The following is a 16,012-nucleotide window of genomic DNA, read 5'->3' on the forward strand; positions in this document are numbered from 1 at the left end:
GGGAACGACCGACCGGTCACGCCCCGTTCAAGTGATGCTGCGTGTTAAACAAAAAAGACCCGCCTTAAACACAAAAGACCCGGCGCGGGTCTCCAGGGGCAATCAGATCCGAGCAGGCCAAGCTGAGTGGATACGGGAAGGCATCTTTACCGACGGTACTTAACCTGTGCACGGAAGAAGTGCCTTCCAGCAATGCATCGGCAGGGCGCCCGGGATGGGCGTTGGAATGGGAGCAGGGGCGCTGGACCTTTTCCAGCTTGGGCATCACCACGTTCTGGCTTGGGCGTCACCACGGAACCGTCACCTCGGAACGGTCACCACGGAACAGAGGCTTCGGGCACGGATGAGGAACCGGGGGCACCGGCGTCCTGTCAGCAGTGGGAGTCCGCGCGCAGGCCTGCACGCCGGCTCCGGAGCTTAGGTGTCGTCCCGGCGGCGTTCGTCCCAGCGTTCTTCAAGGTTGCTCATGAAGGAACTCTTGGTCCTCGCCTTGCCTGGCTTTCCGCCGCCGCGGGACTTGCCAAAGGCCGCGCCGCGGAGAGTGGCGAAGTAGACGCCCGCCCCCATGACAACGAAGCCAAGCACGCCCACGAAGATCTGCTGGATCGAGACTCCGACCAGCAAAAGCAGGATGCCGGCAATAGCGCCCAGCACACCGATGATGACATGCCTGGTGGACCAGCTGCGGATGGGATCCGAACCCATGGTGTTGGCAAACTTCGGATCGTCCTCGTGAAGCTGCTTTTCAAGTTGCTCAAGCAGCTTCTGTTCGTGCTCCGAGAGGGGCATCGCGACCTCCTTTAGTCAGCCAGCGTCTGGACGGAACGCGGCCTGTGCGTCTCTTTCCCAAACGATCGGGCGTTGCCAGACGTTCCCGGAAAATCATGACCTTGTGGCAATCATTTTCCGGGCCGACTGTTCAGGAAACAGCTGTCCAGACGATCTAAATATCTGTACTAATTAGGATAGTTTGTCGCGGGCGGTTCTGAAAGACAGCCGGAAGGCCCCGAAGGGGTGTTATGGGACACGTCACGGACCCTCCTGTGGCTTGCCCGGCTCCAGCAGCCGGGCCGGAAGGAGCGTTTCGGAGCCAAACCGTTCAGCCACCCGGTCCAGAGCCTGTTCAGCGGCCCTCCAGTTGTCGTCCCTGCGGTCGAGGCTGAGTTGCAGGGATGTCTGTCCTGCGTGCTCCAACTGCTCGGCGCGGACACCCACCAGGCGAACAGCCATGGGCCGCGAACCCAACGACTCCAATAACTGGACAGCAACCTGGTAGATCAGCTGCGCACTGTCCATGGGCGTCTGCACGGTCTTGCTGCGTGTCACGGTGGAGAAATCGGCAAAGCGGAGTTTGAGGGCAACAGTCCTGGCAAGCATTCCGGAGCTCCGCAGCCGTGCGGCCGTCCTGTGCGACAACCTGAGCAACTCCCGGTGCAGCAAAGCGTCGTCTGCGGTGTCCGTGGAGAAGGTCTCTTCCGCACCGATGCTCTTTTCGAGCCGGACGGGGGTGACCGGCCTGGGGTCTATCCCCAAGGAGAGCCGGTGGACATGCTCGCCGCCCGCACCCAGGACTTTCCGCAGGGAAGCTACCGGCGTGGCGGCGACGTCCGCCACGGTGCGGATGCCCAAACGGGCGAGGACCTCCGCGGTCTTTCCACCCACCCCCCAGAGCGCGTTCACCGGCAGGCTGTGCAGGTAGGGAACGGTGTCGTCGGCGTCGATCATGAGGATCCCGTCCGGCTTGCACCTCGTGGAGGCGATCTTCGCCACGAACTTGGTGGCGGCGACGCCGACGGATGCCGTGATGCCAAGCTCCTTCCAGACCGTTCGTCTGATCAGGTGGCCTATGTCCAGGGGCGGTCCAAGCCGACGGATGGCTCCGCCCACATCAAGAAAGGCCTCGTCCACGCTCAGGGGTTCCACGAGGTCGGTGATCGAGGAGAAGATCTCCATGATCTGCGCGGAGACCTCGTAGTACAGCTTGTGCCGCGGATTGATGATCACTGCCGAGGGGCACCGCCGCATGGCGATCGACATGGGCATGGCCGACTTGACCCCTGTAGCCCTGGCTTCATAGGAGGCAGACAGGACTACGGAGCGTTCGGCCGGGAAGCCCACGATCACCGGCTTGCCGCGCAGATCCGGGCGGTTCCGGAGCTCGACCGAGACGAAGAAAGCGTCCATGTCCACGTGCAGGATGCTGGTTCGGCGGAGCTTCCGGAGGGCGTCTCCGGAGACGGGTGGCACTCCCTGCGCTCCGCCCGACGCGCCACCTGATGCTTCCTGACTCACAACGGCAATACTATGCCCGGTCACTGACTAAACTGGAGGCACAGTCCGGCGTCAGCCAGAGGAAGGATACCCCTGTGAAGCCCTTTCGAACTCCTCCATCCCGAGGTTTCGCCCTGCTCGCAGTGAGCATCGCGGTCGCAGTTTCCGCATGCACACCCTCGCCGGGCGGTTCGGCTGCACCCAGCCCGTCAGGGACCACCAGCACCTACTCCTCCGTGTCCCCTTCCCCGTCCGGCACTGCCACAACGGCTCAAACCACGCCGCCGGAAGGCTCGGCATCCCCGGTTCCGGGTGCCACCGCAACCGTGGGCGCCTTGGTGCCGGGATTTCCGGAACAACTGATTCCGGTGATGCCCAAAACGTCGGTCCGCTCCAGCAGCGTGGACAAGAACGCTTCCCCCGCCACCGTTGCCCTCGTGGGTACGGTCAAAGCTCCCCCGGAAGGAGTGGTGGACTACTACAAGGCATCCCTCGAAGCTCAGGGGTTCAAGGTTGTTCCGGGCCAGGAAGCTGTGGGAAACGTCACGTCGATCGATTTCATCAGGGGTGACGGCGAGACCGTCAATCTGTCAGTGCGGCAGAAGGAAGGCGTTTCCACGTTCACCATCGGAGCCAATGTGGCCGCCGGGTCCGTCAAGTGACCCGGAACGAACAACTCCACACGGAGCAGGGCCGGTTCATTGCCGGCGTCTCGGAGGAACTCACAGGATTCCTTGAGGCGCAGCGGGAGCTCATGGCGACGGTGTCCCCCGACGTCGACCCCCTGGTTACCTCCATTTCCACCTTGGTCACCGGCGGGAAACGGTTGCGCGCCCAGCTTTGCTACTGGGGTTGGAGGGGCGCAGGAGGCGCGGCAGGCGATCCCCGCATCTTCACCGCCGGGTGTGCCCTCGAACTCTTCCAGGCCGCAGCCCTGATCCACGACGACATCATCGACCGCTCCGATACACGCCGTGGCGGACCCAGTGTCCACCGTCGCTTCAGCCAGCTTCACGAGGCCAGCGGCTGGGCACTGGACAATGATCGTTTTGGCCACGCGGCAGCCATCCTCACCGGCGATCTCTGCCTCTCCTTCAGCGAAGAGGCCTTCACCCGCATTGGCAGCCGTGCCGCCGCAGGAACAGACGCCCGCCGCATCTTCAACCTGATGAGGGCAGAGGTCATGGCAGGGCAGTACCTCGACATCCTGGAGGAAGTGGCCGGACCGGTCCGGGATTCCAAAGGCTCGGTCGACCGGGCCAGATCCATCATCAGGTACAAGTCGGCCAAGTACTCCACCGAACACCCGCTGGGGCTGGGTGGTGCCCTTGCCGGAGCCCCGCACGACCTCCTGGACGCTTACTCGCGATTCTCCCTTCCCCTGGGCGAGGCATTCCAGATGCGGGACGACGTCCTGGGTGTCTTTGGCGATCCTGAAACCACTGGAAAGCCGGCCGGGGACGACCTCCGCGAGGGCAAGCGCACCGTCTTGGTGGGGTTCGCACTGAACATGGCCTCCAACGACCAGGCCGCCTACCTCGATGCTGCCCTGGGCAAGCCGGACCTCAGCGAAGAAGAAGTGGGCGATATCCGGCGCATCATGGTGGACTCGGGAGCACTGGACGCCACCGAGTCGCTCATCGCCGATTTGAGCAACGAGGCCTTTGCGGGACTGGAACAGCTTCCCCTTGAGGAATTGCCTCTGACGGCTTTGCGCCACCTGGCGGAAGCCGCGGTGAGCCGCGCGGCCTAAGCAGGCCAGCACTGGAAACATGACGACGGCGGTCAAGAACCGCCGTCGTGCTTGTTAATTTCGGTGGGAGGAAGACCTGTTACCAGGCCAGGGACTGGGCCCGGCGACGGATTTCTGTCTTACGCCCTTCACGCAGCGCATCAATCGGACGTCCGCGGAGTGATTCATCGGCCGTAAACAGCCAGGTGATGAGTTCTTCGTCGTTATAACCGGCGTCGCTGAGGACGGCGATGGTTCCCTTGAGGCTGTCCACCACGTGCCCGTCCTGCAAAAACAGCGCGGGGATCGAGCGGATATTGCGCTCTCCGCGGCGGATGGCCACCAGGGCCCGCTCGTCCAGCAATCCATGGACTTTGGTGACGGTGACGCCCAGCAGTTCGGCGACATCCGGCAACGGCATCCAGTCAGAAACAAGGCTTTCTACATTACTCACGGATCAAGGTTGCCACGCCTGCCTGCCACTCGCCTAGCCGGACGACGACGGCGGTTTGGGCCCTGGCGCCGAAAAGCGCCTTTTGCATTCGCATAATTACCGCCCGGATTTACGAACATGGCGAATTGTTGTGCCGATGGGATAAGTGTGAGAGATTCACATTGATCACTCTTGCACCATTGATAACATCTGTAACATTGGCAACACTGGTAACAGCGGTATCATCCCAACTCCCCCGCTGCCGAGATGAGGACACAATTCCATGACCACGCCCCCCTCGACGAAACGAACCATGAGCATGCCGGTCATAGCGGCAACCACGGCTGCGCTTCCTGCTGTGGTCCTGTCCTCGCTTGCCTTGGCCCAGCCCGCAACAGCCGCGCCGGCCCCACAGCCGCGGAAGATCCCGGCAACCCTGGCAGCCGCCATCCAGGCGCAGGCAACGCAGGCCGGAACCGTTATTCCGGCCCAGGCAGTTGCCTCCGCCCTTCCCGCCGCCCTGCGACCCATGGCCCCCGCGGTGCCGGATACGTACACGATCGTCCGGGGCGACACGGTCAGCGCCATCGCCAAGCGTTTCAACCTTGATACCGGCGAGGTCCTCCAGCTGAACAAGCTGACGCCCACCACCTTGATCTACCCCGGACAAACCCTGAAGCTCAAGGGCTCCGCTCCGGCCGCCCCGCAGCAGCCTGCCGCTCCCGCGCCTGCTCCGACTACCGGTGCCGCCACCTACACTGTGGTCTCCGGGGACACCCTGGGAGCGATCGCTGCACGCCACGGCGTCCCCCTGTCCAGCATCTTCAGCTGGAATGGACTCAACGGCAGCTCCATCATCTATCCCGGGCAAAAGATCAAGGTCAGCGGCGGCTCCTCAACTCCGGCAGCGCCGGCACCTGCACCCGCTCCGGCGCCCGCACCCGCACAGCAGGCCGGCTCCGGGACGTACACCATCAAGGCAGGCGACACCCTGAGCTCCATCGCTTCCCGGCATGGGGTCACTTTGTCCGCCCTGATGGCTACGAACAACAACGTGACTGCCACGACCGTCATCTACCCGGGCCAAAAACTCACCATTCCGGGGACTTCCTCCATCCAGCCGGCCGGTGAGACCAAGCCACTTGTTCCCAGCTCATTCCTCGGCTTCACCTACCCGCCCGCTGTTGTCAGCTCCGCCAATGAGAACAAGGCCCTGCTGAACGCCTCGCCCGTACCCAGCCGCGCTGAAATGAAGACCATCGTGGCGGACACGGCCCGGCGCATGGGGGTCAGCCCGTCCCTGGCACTGGCCTTTGCCGAACAGGAGTCCGGCTTCGACCAGCGTGCAGTCTCCCCCGCGAACGCCATCGGCACCATGCAGGTCATTCCGTCGTCCGGCCAATGGGCCTCCGATCTGGTGGGCCGCAAGCTCAATCTCCTGGACCCCTATGACAACGTGACTGCGGGGGTGGCCATCATCCGTGCCCTCATCGCCACCAGCAAGGACCTGGATACCGCGATCGCCGGTTACTACCAAGGCCAGTACTCGGTCAGCAAGTACGGCATGTATGACGACACCAAGCGCTACGTCGAATCGATCAAGGCCCGCCAGCGCACCTTTGGCTAAGCCGTTAACCTACCCGTGGACGAGGCCCGGATCCCCCTGTGGATTCGGGCCTCTTCCCTGCCTCGATTAGGATCGTAGGGTGCAAGAACCACTGCAGGACCACCTGATCGGGACCACCGTGGACGGCCGCTACGGTGTCCGTTCCCGTCTCGCGCGGGGTGGCATGTCCACCGTCTACCTGGCGACCGACCAGCGCCTTGAGCGGGACGTTGCGCTCAAGGTCCTGCATCCACACCTTGCCAATGACCACACCTTCCTGGAACGCCTCAGCAGGGAGGCGAAAGCCGCCGCGAGCCTCTCCCACCCCCATGTCGTGGGTGTGCTGGACCAGGGGGAAGACGGCCACATCGCATATCTGGTCATGGAGTACGTCAAAGGCCGGACCCTCCGCGATGTCCTGGATAAGCAGGGTGCGCTCCCCCCGCGCCTGGCGCTGGCGCTGATCGATCCCGTCGTGGAAGGCCTGGCGGCTGCGCATTCGGCCGGACTGATCCACCGGGACGTGAAACCGGAGAACGTCCTCATCGCCGATGACGGCCGTATCAAAGTGGGCGATTTCGGGCTGGCACGTGCCGTCACCGCAACCACCAGCACCGGAGCTCTGATAGGGACCGTGGCGTACCTGGCCCCCGAACTGGTCCTCGGCAAGGCAGCAGATGCCCGCAGCGACATTTACTCCGCCGGCATCATGCTCTTTGAAATGCTGACCGGAAAGCAACCCTATGCCGGCGAAACCCCCATCCAGGTCGCCTACCAGCACGTGAACTCAATGGTGCCCCGCCCGTCGGAGGTGGCGCCCGGCCTGGCGCAGGACCTGGACGAACTGGTCCAGTGGTGCACGGCTTCGGATGCCGAAAACCGGCCCGTGGACGGAGCAGCCCTTCTGTCGGAGCTGCGCCATATCCGGACCACGCTCAGTGACGCCCAGTTGGACCTCCGTCAGCCGTCCTACAAGCCGCTCTCCCCCGCCGGTGCCGGCCCCGTAGCGTTTGCTGCCGCCACTCACACTGGCCATGGCGCCCGGCAGACGCAGGAGCACCCTACCGAGGCAATTGCCACCACCGCGTCACCCACGGAGTTCATTTCCCATCAAAGCAACCCCACCACCGTGATGGGCACGGCCGGCGGGACGGGCTACCGGGAGCCCGGCAACCGCATCGCGCTCCCACCCGCCGCTTATGACGAACGCCAGCCAGGCAAGCGCGAACTCAAAAAACTTGAGCGTCAACGCGCCAAGGACCAGGCCCGCGCCGCGGCGACACCTGTCAGGCCCCTGCGTGAAGGCAACCCCCGCCGGCGGGGCCTTATCTGGACCTTGGTCATCGTCATCCTGGCGCTCCTGGCCGGCTCGGCCGGATGGTTCTTCGGCATGGGGCCGGGATCGCCGGGCACCGTCCCCGAGGTCAAGAACAAGACCGTGGCCGAAGCCCAGCAGTTGCTCCGGACAGCAGGGTTCCAGTCCGAGCCACAGGATGTGTTCGACGACGACGTCGAGGCTGGTCTGACGGTCGGAACCCAGCCGGAAGCAGGATCGGTGGTCAGGAAGTTCCAGCCCATCACCCTGTACGTTTCCAAAGGGGCGCAGCTGTTCCCGTTGCCGGACCTCGCCGGGGTGACCCTCGACCAGGCAAAATCTGCGTTGAACGCCGCCGAAATGGCCTTGGGAAACGTCACTGAGGCGTACGACGACAAAGTACCGGCCGGCGTCGTCCTGTCTCAGGACCCGGCCAAAGGCACGGAGGTACGGCACGGCACCCCGGTGGCGCTGGCGGTGTCCAAGGGACCACAGCCCCTTCCCGTCCCGGACGTGCGGGGCTTGCCGCAGGACGCCGCCGTCAAGGCGATCCAGGATGCCGGGCTCAAGGCTGTCATAGCTCCTGAGACCGTCAACGACAAGTCGGTCCCCAAGGGGTCCGTAGTGTCCCAGACGCCTGCCAATGGAACCTTGGTGCGCGGCGAATCCGTCACCCTGACCCTCTCCAAGGGACCCAGGATGGTGAAGGTGCCCAGCTTCATCGGCAAGCAAGCGGACGACGCCGAAAAGGAACTGAAGAAGCTGGGCTTCGAGGTCAGGCTGAACGAGATCCTGGGCGGATTCTTCGGTACCGTCCGCGACCAAAACCCGGTGGACAAGGAAGTTCCAGAAGGTTCCGTCATCACCCTGACGGTGGTCTAGAACGAGCAAAGAGGCGGCCCGGATATCACCGGGCCGCCTCTTTTTTGCGTGGGCGTTTACCGCTTGGCAAGCGCTCCTGCCACGAGGAACGCCATCTCCAGTGACTGCATGTGGTTCAACCGCGGATCACAGACCGACTCGTAGCGGTCCAGGAACGCGTCCTGGTCGATGGGGTCTGCGCCACCCAGGCACTCGGCGACGTCGTCGCCGGTCATCTCGACGTGCAAGCCGCCCGGAACGGTTCCCAGGGAGTGGTGCACCTCGAAGAAGCCGCGGACTTCGTCAATGACGTCGTCGAAGTTCCTCGTCTTGTAGCCGTTGGGCGAGGTGACCGTGTTGCCGTGCATGGGATCGGTGACCCAGAGGACCTGCGCACCGGAGTCCGTGACGCGTTCGACGACGGCGGGCAGCTTCTCGCGGATGTTCCGGGCGCCCATCCGGGTGATGAACGTGAGGCGTCCGGGTTCGCGGTTGGGGTCCAGCTTGTCGATCAGGCGCAGGGCGTCATCGCCCGTGGTGGTGGGGCCGAGCTTGACGCCGATCGGGTTGCGCACGCGGGACAGGAAGTCCACGTGGGCGTGGTCGAGTTCGCGGGTGCGCTCCCCGATCCACAGGAAGTGCGCGGAGGTGTCATAAGGCAGGCCAGTACGGGAGTCGATGCGGGTCAGCGCCCGCTCGTAGTCCAGCAGGAGGGCTTCGTGGCTCGCGAAGAACTCGACGCGCTTGAGGGCTTCGAAGTCCGCCCCGCACGAATCCATGAACGAGATAGCGCGGTCAATATCGCGGGCCAGCGACTCGTAGCGCGCATGGGCCGGGTTCTCAGTGAAGCCCTTGTTCCACTGGTGGACCAGGCGAAGGTCCGCGAAGCCACCCTGCGTGAAGGCGCGGATGAGGTTCAGCGTGGAGGCGGAGGTGTGGTAAGCCTGCAGCATCCGGCCGGCATCGTGCGCCCGTGATTCGGGGGTGAAATCGTAGCCGTTGACGATGTCTCCGCGGTAGGCAGGAAGCGTGACGCCGTTGCGGGTTTCATCGTTGGAGGAGCGGGGCTTGGCGAACTGGCCTGCCATGCGTCCCATCTTGATGACGGGCATGGCTGCACCGTAGGTGAGGACGACCGCCATCTGCAGGATGGTTTTGACCCTCGCACTGATTTTGTCGGCCGTGGCGGCCTCAAAGGTTTCCGCGCAGTCGCCTCCCTGGAGCAGGAAGGCCTTTCCCTGTGCTGCAGCGGCCAGGCGCTCACGAAGGACATCCACTTCTCCGGCGAAGACCAGGGGCGGGACCACGGAGAGTTCCTTCACCGAGGCCTTGAAAACTTCGGCGTCAGACCACGTGGGCTGCTGGGAGATCGGCAGGTCGCGCCAGGCATCCAGGCCGGGATAGTTCGCAGCGCCGCTCTGGGCAGTGCTGGCGAGGGGGTCTGCTACGGATGGTGCGGTGTTCGCGGTTAGCTCAGTCACCCTACAAGAGTAGTAGCCCCGGCGCCGGTTGGGGCACTGCGGGCGTAACTGATCCGGCCGCAGGCGTCACAGTCACCCGGCTTTGGTTCCGTTGTCCCTGGGCTCGTCCCTGTCATCGGCGATGTCCGTGGCGGCTTCCTGGGCGGCTTCGATTTTCTCTACCGGTTCCGGGCCCTTGCCGGCCAACCTGGCCTTGACCACCGCGGCGTATTCGTCCACGTATTCCTGGCCGGACAACCGCATCAGCTCGTACATGATTTCGTCGGTGACGGCACGCTGGATGTGCCTGTCTTCCTCCATCCCGTAGTAGCGGCTGAAGTCCAAAGGCTGCCCGAAGATCAGGCCGATGCGCCGGATGTTTGGGAGTCGCTTTCCGATGGGCTGGACTTTTTCGGTTCCGATCATCGCCACGGGAACAACCGGCACCCGCGTCTGGAGGGCAAGCTTGGCCACTCCGACCTTGCCGCGGTAGAGCCGGGCGTCCGGGCTGCGGGTCCCCTCCGGGTAGATCCCCAGGAGCCCCCCGGAGTGCAGGACGTCCTTGCCTGCCTGCAGTGACATCTCGGAGGCCGCGCCGCCGGAACGGTCCATCGGGAGCTGGTTGCTCAGCCTGAAAAAGAGCGCTGTGAGCCTGCCCTTGATGCCCTTGCCGGTGAAGTACTCGGACTTCGCCAGGAAAATCACGGGCCGGTCCACCATCAGGGGCAGGAAGATCGAGTCCGAGAAGGACAAATGGTTGGAGGCGAGGATGGCCGGCCCCTGCCCAGGGACATTGTCCAGTCCCTTGACCCATGGCCGGAACAGCAGTTTGACGATGGGACCAAGGAAGATCCTCTTCATGACCCAATAGAACACGGTGGTCCTCCCACGGCGGAGTGCTGGCATATTCCGGGCTACCGGACAGTATTCACTGCAACCCTACTTCAGTGTGAAATGTCGGGAACAGTGACACGATGGTGCCATGACGGAAAGCACTCCTCCCGCAGCGCCGCTCGCCTTCCACCATCCCGGACACGGCAGCAATGCCTCCACCGGCATCGCCATCTGCCACGGATTCACCGGCAGTCCATTGAGCGTGCTGCCGTGGGCTGAGCATTTGGCTGCGCAGGGTTTCGCCGTCTCCGTCCCCTTGCTCCCCGGACACGGCACCAGCTGGCACGACCTGGCGACAACGCGCTGGCAGGACTGGTACCGGACGTTCGAGCGCAGCTACCTTGAGCTGGCCGGACAGACAGAGCACTGCTTTGTGGCCGGGCTTTCCATGGGCGGCGCGGTAGCACTGCGCACGGCGTCCCTGCACGAGGTTTCCGGCCTGGTCCTGGTCAATCCCGGGCTCAGTTTCTATGACCGCCGGGTCCGGTACGTTGGTGCCCTGAAGTACATCATGCGCACCACAACTCCCATCGAGGAGGAGAAACCGACCGCTGCCCCCACCGAGGACGGGGACTACTCCAAGACACCTTTATCATCCGTGCACGAACTCAAGAAGCTGTTCCGGCACGCTGCCCGTGCCCTGCCAAAGGTCCAGGCGCCGGCGTTGGTCTTCAAGTCGGCCGTGGACGGCGTTATTCCCCCCACCTCCCTGGCCTTGATCAAAAAGCACCTGGACCCCTCCCGCCTGGAGGTGGTCACTCTTCCGGAGAGCGGCCATGTTGCCACGCTGGACGTGGACGCGCCCACGATCTTTACAGAATCCACCCACTTCTTCCGCCGTCACGCCGCAGACAGAGTAGCCTCGGAGTCATCATGAAAACACGTCCTGACCCGTCACCCTTCCTCAGCGCCTGGTCCGGTTCGGGGGCCCGCGTGGGTGTGGTGATGTCGCATGGGTTCACGGGGAGCCCGCACAGCGTGCGGCCCTGGGCCGAACATCTGGCGGCAGCAGGCTATGCGGTCCGGCTTCCGCTGCTGCCGGGGCACGGAACCACGTGGCAGGACATGTCCCGTCGTTCCTGGCGGGAATGGCATCACGCGGTGGATGCTGCCTACCGGGAGCTTGCAGCGGAGTGCGACTACGTCTTCGCTGCCGGCCTGTCCATGGGTGGCACCCTCGCCCTGAGGATCGCCGCGACGCGCCCCGTGGCCGGCACGATCGTGGTGAATCCGGGCCTTGTCCTGGACGATCCCCGTGCCGTGATCGTGGCTGCCCTGAAGTACGTCGTGAAGACCACGCCGGCGATCGCCAACGACATCCTCAAACCGGACCAGGACGAGGGCGCCTATGCACGGACCCCAGTGGCAGCAGCGCACCAGTTGAAGCTGATGTACAAGGACACAGCCGCCATCCTCCCCCGCATCAGCTCTCCGGTCCGCGTCTTCAAGTCCACGGTGGACAACGTCATCTCGCAGGCGAGCCTTGATTTTCTCCGCGCGAAGGTCAACGCGCCGGTTGACATCTCCTACCTGAAGAACAGCCATCACGTGGCAACGCTGGACAACGATGCTCCGGAGATCTTTGCGGGCACCGTCCAGTTCATCCACAAGACCATGGCCGCGCTGACCGGCGTCGAGACCTCCCCCGCAAAGGAAACAGCCAGTGAACAGGCCTGACTCCAACTCACCGGACCAGAGCGCCAACAACGACGACGACGATGCGGTCTGGCTGGACCTGGTGGCACGACTGGAAGCTACGGATTCCGGTCCCGGTCCGGGCTCCGCTCCAGATGACGCCACGGCGTCAGATGCGGACGGCACTCCCTCTGCCCCGACGCCGGCACCGGGTGCCGGTGACCGGCCCAAAGCCTTTCGGGACTTTGACCCGCTGGGCCTGGCTGCCCCGGCAACCACGCCCGCCTCAGCGGAAGCTGCTGCCGTCCCCGCGGAGGAGCAGGGCCGCCCATCCGGGCCACGGGATTTCGAGGTGGACGACGACGATGACGGGTTCGTCCCGGAAGAGCCCCCGAGCCTGGCCGGCACCGAGCCGCTCACCATGCTCGCCTGGCTGGGCGCTGTGGGGGGTCCGCTTGCTTTGCTGTTCACGGCCATGTTCTGGCGTTCGGCGCCTCTGGCTGCCATCCTCGGGATCGTGGCGGCATTCGTGGCCTCGGTGATCTACCTGATCATGCGCCTCCCGCACGAAAAGGACGAGGACGACGACGGCGCCCGCATCTGAGGCGCGGATCCGCACCCCGGCATACCCTTCCGTAGCAGGACCTCCCGGGGTGCTGCCGTCGGCGCGCTGAGGTGCCAGGCGGCGGGGCGTCAGGCGACGCAGGCGTCAGTTGTGGGCCCGGCCGCTGACGCGCGAGAGGTCGGCGGCACCGATCATGCCCGCCCGGGGACCCAGGGCGGCCAGCTCGATCCTGGCCATGGGACGGAAGCCCCGTCCGGTCAGGTTCTTGGCGAAGGCTTCCCTGGCGGGGCCGGCCAGCAGTTCGCCGGCGTCGCACAGCCCTCCCCCGATCACGAACATGCCGGGGTCCAGGGAGGCTGCGAGATTGGCCAGGCCCAGCCCGAGCCATTCGCCTTGGTCGGCCAGGAGTTCCCGGGAGGTGGCATCTCCCGCCAGGGCTAGTGCCGTCACGGCAGCGCCGGTGATGTTGTCGGCCGTGCCACCGGCCTTGGCAAGTAGTGCCCGGCCTTCAGGGGAGTTGGTCCGTACCAGTTGGCGGGCTTCGCGCCCCAGGGCATTGCCGGAGGCATACTGCTCCCAGCACCCGCGGTTGCCGCATTCACAGCGGTGGCCGCCGGGAAAGATGATCTGGTGCCCGAACTCGCCGGCAACGCCGTACCGGCCACGTTCCACGCGACCGTCCAGAACCATGGCCCCGCCAATGCCGGTGCCCAGCGTGATGCAGACCAGCCGGCTCTCCCCTTGCCCGGCGCCGAAACGCCACTCCGCCCAGGCGGCGGCGTCGGCATCATTGGTCAGGAGGACCGGGCGCCGGAGGAGGTTCTGCAGGTTTTCCCGCAGGGGCTCGTTGCGCCAGGCGAGATGCGGACTGAAAAGCACCGTGCCGCCGTCGAGGTCCATCCACCCGGCGGCACCGATGCCGACCGAAGCGATCCTGTGCACGCTGCTGAGCTCTGCGACAAGTTCCACGATGGTTTGCTCCACGGCGCGGGGATCCGAACCCGGAGTCGAACGCCGGGCCTCCGCCAGGACCCTGCCGTCGGCGTCGACGACGCCGGCCGCTACCTTGGTGCCGCCGATGTCGATTCCAATGGCCAGGCCCCTCCGACCGAGATGGCTCCTCCTGGCAGCCCAGGGAACGTCCTTCCGGGCGGCGACGGGAGGCTTGGGCCGGGCGCGGAAAGTGGACCGAAGTGGGGGCATCCCAACATCCTATTCGGACCGCCCGCTCCAGACTTCATCCTCCGGCGAAGATGGCGCCAAGTTGCCCGGAACGCCCGCCAATCCGTAAAGTTACCCGCCAGTAGGTGAAATAGGACACACCTCCGCGAGTGGGCATACTAGAGTGGAAGCAGCCCCCTCGTGGCCCGTGGATATCAAAGGAGCTACCGTGCGTGAAATCAGTGTTCCTCCCCTCGTCAATGTCGCCCCTGAAACCAACATCACGGACCTCCTGGTCCGGGAAGCTGCCAAGCCATCCAACCCGGCGCTCTTTGCCAAACTGGACGCCAACGGCCAGTGGCAGGACATCCGTGCCAGCGATTTCCTGGCCGATGTCACCGCACTCGCCAAGGGCCTGATGGCCCATGGCGTAGGAGCCGGCGATCGGGTGGGCATCATGTCCCGGACCCGCTACGAGTGGTCGTTGGTGGACTTCGCGATCTGGCATGCCGGTGCGGTTTCCGTGCCGATCTATGAAACCTCGTCACCGTCGCAGGTCGCCTGGAACCTCGGCGACTCCGGCGCCGTTGCCGCTTTCGGCGAGGCAGCCCATCACGAGGACATCATCAGGCAGGCCGTGGCCGCCGAAGACATTTCCTCCGTGACCAACGTGTGGCAGTTGGAGGGCGCAGGCCTTGACGCCCTGCGTGCCGCCGGAGCCGGCGTCACGGATGAGGAACTCGAAGCCCGCAGGTCCGCCGCCGGTCTCTCGGACCTGGCCACCATCATCTACACCTCGGGAACCACCGGCCGCCCCAAGGGCTGTGAACTGACGCACGGCAACTTTGTGGAATTGTCAGAGAACGCCAGGGCCGCGCTGGGCGAGATCATCAACGAGTCCGCCAAGACCATCATGTTCCTCCCCCTGGCCCACGTATTCGCACGCTTTATCTCCGTGCTGGCCGTGGCCGGCGGTGTCAAGGTGGCGCACACTCCGGACATCAAGAACCTCCTCGCGGACCTCCAAAGCTTCCAGCCCACGTTCATCCTCGCCGTTCCACGCGTCTTCGAGAAGGTCTACAACTCGGCGTTGACCAAGGCCGAAGACGGCGGCAAGGGTGCAATTTTCCACCGGGCCGTGGACACTGCCATCGCGTATTCCAAGGCACGCCAGGCCGGATCGGTGGGCCTGGGCCTCAAGGTCAAGCATGCACTGTTCGACAAACTGGTCTACGGCAAGCTGCGGGCAGCCATGGGCGGCCATGTAGCCCACGCCGTCTCCGGCGGCGGTCCCCTGGGTGAGCGGCTGGGCCATTTCTTCCAGGGCATCGGTCTCCAGATCCTGGAAGGCTACGGCCTGACCGAAACCACGGCGCCGGTGTCGGTCAACACGCCGTCGATGATCCGGATCGGAACGGTAGGTGCACCGCTTCCGGGCAACGCCGTGAAGATCGCCGACGACGGCGAGATCCTGGCCAAGGGCGTGTGCGTCATGCGCGGCTACTACAAGAGGGAAGACCTTACGGACGAGACATTCATCGATGGTTGGTTCCGCACGGGAGACATCGGCGAACTCGACAGCAACGGCTTCCTCAAGATCACCGGACGCAAGAAGGAAATCATCGTGACTGCCGGGGGCAAGAACGTGGTTCCCGCGCAACTCGAGGACCAGATCCGCGCCGACGCGCTCGTTTCCCAGGTCCTGGTGGTCGGAGACAACCGTCCGTTCATCGGCGCCCTGGTCACCCTCGACGAAGAAGCGCTTCCGGGATGGCTGGAACGGCACGGGTTGCCCGCCGGCACGCCCCTGACGGAAGCCACGGGCCACCCCGTGGTCAAGGCCGCGGTCCAGGACCTCATTACCAAAGCCAACCAGTCAGTGTCACAGGCCGAGGCCATCAAGTCCTTCCGGATCGTGCCATCGGACTTTACCGAGGCCTCCGGCCACCTCACGCCGTCCCTCAAGGTCAAGCGCGCCCAGGTCATGAAGGATTTCGACACCGTGATCGAGGAAATGTACTCCGCTCCCCGGGCTTCCTAGGCTCCTGCAGCCGGGTACCCGCAGCAACAAAAGAACCC

14 protein-coding genes are annotated in these 16,012 nt (G+C 64.7%); 8 read left to right on the top strand and 6 right to left on the bottom strand.

Annotation, left to right across the window (positions count from 1 at the left end):
• Nucleotides 1-417: 417 nt before the first annotated feature.
• A complete protein-coding gene (locus ACSVIE_RS02205) occupies nucleotides 418-789 on the bottom strand; it encodes a DUF3040 domain-containing protein (protein ID WP_426006984.1) in 372 nt (123 codons plus the stop codon).
• Between the two features lie 240 nt (nucleotides 790-1,029).
• A complete protein-coding gene (gene dinB / locus ACSVIE_RS02210) occupies nucleotides 1,030-2,247 on the bottom strand; it encodes a DNA polymerase IV (RefSeq protein WP_442422904.1) in 1,218 nt (405 codons plus the stop codon).
• Between the two features lie 119 nt (nucleotides 2,248-2,366).
• On the opposite strand from dinB, the gene ACSVIE_RS02215 reads away from it, so the two are divergent.
• Both ACSVIE_RS02215 and ACSVIE_RS02220 read left to right on the top strand, forming a co-directional pair.
• Complete coding sequence (locus tag ACSVIE_RS02215; protein WP_442422871.1) at nucleotides 2,367-2,933, top strand: hypothetical protein; 567 nt, start codon at nucleotides 2,367-2,369, stop codon at nucleotides 2,931-2,933.
• A complete protein-coding gene (locus tag ACSVIE_RS02220; RefSeq protein ID WP_442422872.1) occupies nucleotides 2,930-4,024 on the top strand; it encodes a polyprenyl synthetase family protein in 1,095 nt (364 codons plus the stop codon). The genes ACSVIE_RS02215 and ACSVIE_RS02220 overlap by 4 nt, the downstream gene beginning before the upstream one ends.
• Before the next feature lie 79 nt (nucleotides 4,025-4,103).
• Here ACSVIE_RS02220 and ACSVIE_RS02225 read toward each other — a convergent pair whose 3' ends face one another.
• The gene (locus tag ACSVIE_RS02225; RefSeq protein WP_426006980.1) at nucleotides 4,104-4,457 is read right to left on the bottom strand and encodes an Rv2175c family DNA-binding protein; all 354 of its coding nucleotides are present in this window, start codon (nucleotides 4,455-4,457) and stop codon (nucleotides 4,104-4,106) included.
• 262 nt (nucleotides 4,458-4,719) lie between these two features.
• On the opposite strand from ACSVIE_RS02225, the gene ACSVIE_RS02230 reads away from it, so the two are divergent.
• Nucleotides 4,720-6,063 carry a LysM peptidoglycan-binding domain-containing protein gene (locus ACSVIE_RS02230; protein ID WP_442422873.1) on the top strand — a complete coding sequence of 448 codons (1,344 nt, stop codon included), beginning with the start codon at nucleotides 4,720-4,722 and terminating at the stop codon, nucleotides 6,061-6,063.
• Nucleotides 6,064-6,142: 79 nt separating this feature from the next.
• Entirely contained in the window at nucleotides 6,143-8,239 is a 2,097-nt protein-coding gene (gene pknB, locus ACSVIE_RS02235) for a Stk1 family PASTA domain-containing Ser/Thr kinase (protein WP_442422874.1), read from the top strand.
• A gap of 56 nt (nucleotides 8,240-8,295) precedes the next feature.
• Here pknB and ACSVIE_RS02240 read toward each other — a convergent pair whose 3' ends face one another.
• A complete protein-coding gene (locus ACSVIE_RS02240; protein WP_442422875.1) occupies nucleotides 8,296-9,699 on the bottom strand; it encodes a class II 3-deoxy-7-phosphoheptulonate synthase in 1,404 nt (467 codons plus the stop codon).
• 72 nt (nucleotides 9,700-9,771) lie between these two features.
• Nucleotides 9,772-10,554 (bottom strand): lysophospholipid acyltransferase family protein, encoded by a 783-nt coding sequence (locus tag ACSVIE_RS02245; RefSeq protein WP_442422876.1) that lies wholly within the window; start codon nucleotides 10,552-10,554, stop codon nucleotides 9,772-9,774.
• 106 nt (nucleotides 10,555-10,660) lie between these two features.
• On the opposite strand from ACSVIE_RS02245, the gene ACSVIE_RS02250 reads away from it, so the two are divergent.
• Genes ACSVIE_RS02250 through ACSVIE_RS02260 form a run of 3 tightly spaced genes read left to right on the top strand, consistent with a single transcriptional unit; the run spans nucleotide 10,661 to nucleotide 12,811 of the window.
• Nucleotides 10,661-11,449, top strand: a complete 789-nt coding sequence (locus ACSVIE_RS02250) for an alpha/beta hydrolase (protein ID WP_426006973.1) — start codon at nucleotides 10,661-10,663, stop codon at nucleotides 11,447-11,449.
• Nucleotides 11,446-12,249, top strand: coding sequence for an alpha/beta hydrolase (locus ACSVIE_RS02255; protein WP_426006972.1), 804 nt, complete (start codon nucleotides 11,446-11,448; stop codon nucleotides 12,247-12,249). Before ACSVIE_RS02250 ends, ACSVIE_RS02255 begins: the two co-directional genes overlap by 4 nt.
• Nucleotides 12,236-12,811 carry a hypothetical protein gene (locus ACSVIE_RS02260; protein ID WP_426006971.1) on the top strand — a complete coding sequence of 192 codons (576 nt, stop codon included), beginning with the start codon at nucleotides 12,236-12,238 and terminating at the stop codon, nucleotides 12,809-12,811. Before ACSVIE_RS02255 ends, ACSVIE_RS02260 begins: the two co-directional genes overlap by 14 nt.
• A 105-nt stretch (nucleotides 12,812-12,916) precedes the next feature.
• Here the strand turns inward: ACSVIE_RS02260 and ACSVIE_RS02265 are convergent, their stop codons facing one another.
• The gene (locus tag ACSVIE_RS02265) at nucleotides 12,917-13,975 is read right to left on the bottom strand and encodes an ROK family protein (protein WP_426006969.1); all 1,059 of its coding nucleotides are present in this window, start codon (nucleotides 13,973-13,975) and stop codon (nucleotides 12,917-12,919) included.
• 187 nt (nucleotides 13,976-14,162) lie between these two features.
• Here ACSVIE_RS02265 and ACSVIE_RS02270 point away from each other — a divergent pair, with 187 nt between their 5' ends.
• Nucleotides 14,163-15,974 (top strand): AMP-dependent synthetase/ligase, encoded by a 1,812-nt coding sequence (locus ACSVIE_RS02270; protein ID WP_442422877.1) that lies wholly within the window; start codon nucleotides 14,163-14,165, stop codon nucleotides 15,972-15,974.
• The last annotated feature ends 38 nt before the right edge of the window (nucleotides 15,975-16,012 follow it).

It is taken from the genome of Paenarthrobacter sp. NCHU4564, assembly GCF_052156435.1.
Taxonomy (GTDB): Bacteria; Actinomycetota; Actinomycetes; order Actinomycetales; family Micrococcaceae; genus Arthrobacter.